Raw genomic sequence first — 1,118 nt, 5'->3', positions numbered from 1 at the left:
GGCCCCTTGGTGGCGGCGACGGGGTAGCCGAGCTCGCGCAGCCGGTCGACGTCGCGCCGCACGGTGCGGGGGCTGACGTCCAGCCGCTCGGCGAGGAGCGCGCCGGGCCAGTCCCGGCGGGCCTGGAGCAGCGACAGGAGGGCGAGGAGGCGTCCGGAGGTCTCGAGCACGGATTCAGGATCGCACGAGGAAGAGGACAGGAACTGACCGCTACCCGCGACAGGCTGAGGGGGTACCGCACGAAGCAGCACGGACCGCAAGAAGGAGACATCGTGATCCGCACCCGAGCGCTCACCAAGGATTTCGTGGTGAGCCGCACCCGCACCGTCCACGCCGTGCGTGGCATCTCGCTCGACGTCGAGCCCGGCGAGCTGGTGGCCGTGCTCGGCCCCAACGGCGCAGGCAAGACGACGACGCTGCGCATGCTGACCACGCTCATCCAGCCGACGTCCGGCACCGCCGAGGTGGCCGGGTACGACGTCGTCGAGCGCCCCGACCGGGTCCGCGCCGCCATCGGCTACGTGGGCCAGGGCGGCGCGGGAGGCGCCGCCCAGCACGTCCGCGACGAGCTCGTCACGCAGGGCGAGATCTACGGGCTGGACCGGCGCACCGCGCGGGCCCGGGCCGCCGAGCTGCTGGAGGCCCTGGACCTGACCGAGCAGGCCGACCGCAAGGTGGAGAGCCTGTCCGGCGGGCAGAAGCGTCGCCTCGACGTGGCCGTCGGGCTGGTCCACGAGCCGTCGCTGCTGTTCCTCGACGAGCCGTCGACCGGCCTGGACCCGCACAACCGCGCGAACCTGTGGGAGCACATCCTGCGCATGCGCACCGCGGCCGCCGAGCCGCGGACCATCGTGCTGACCACCCACTACCTCGACGAGGCGGACACGTTCGCCGAACGGGTCATCGTGGTCGACCACGGGCAGGTCATCGCCGACGACACCGCCGACGCCCTGAAGGCCGAGCTGGCCGGCGACCTGGTGACCCTGCGGGTGCCGGCCGAGCACTCGGCGGACCTCGCGGCGATCGCCGAGCGCGCTCCGGGCACCCGGTCGGTGCACGTGGCCGACGCCTTCGACGTCCGCACCGTCGAGATCCGCACCGCGGACGGCCCGGGCGCC

General features: G+C 73.7%; 1 protein-coding gene and 1 pseudogene. One reads left to right on the top strand and one right to left on the bottom strand.

What is annotated here, in order from left to right:
- Positions 1-131: pseudogene (locus tag PROKR_RS37470) on the bottom strand (helix-turn-helix domain-containing protein); the annotation flags it as partial.
- A 141-nt stretch (positions 132-272) separates the two neighbouring features.
- Here PROKR_RS37470 and PROKR_RS18370 point away from each other — a divergent pair.
- The coding region (locus tag PROKR_RS18370; RefSeq protein ID WP_051433124.1) for an ABC transporter ATP-binding protein at positions 273-1,118 on the top strand (846 nt) is incomplete at its 3' end.

The organism is Promicromonospora kroppenstedtii DSM 19349, from assembly GCF_000515355.1.
Classification (GTDB): domain Bacteria; phylum Actinomycetota; class Actinomycetes; order Actinomycetales; family Cellulomonadaceae; genus Promicromonospora; species Promicromonospora kroppenstedtii.
Note: the sequence above shows the minus strand (reverse complement) of the source record. Positions and strands in the feature narration are given on the sequence as shown.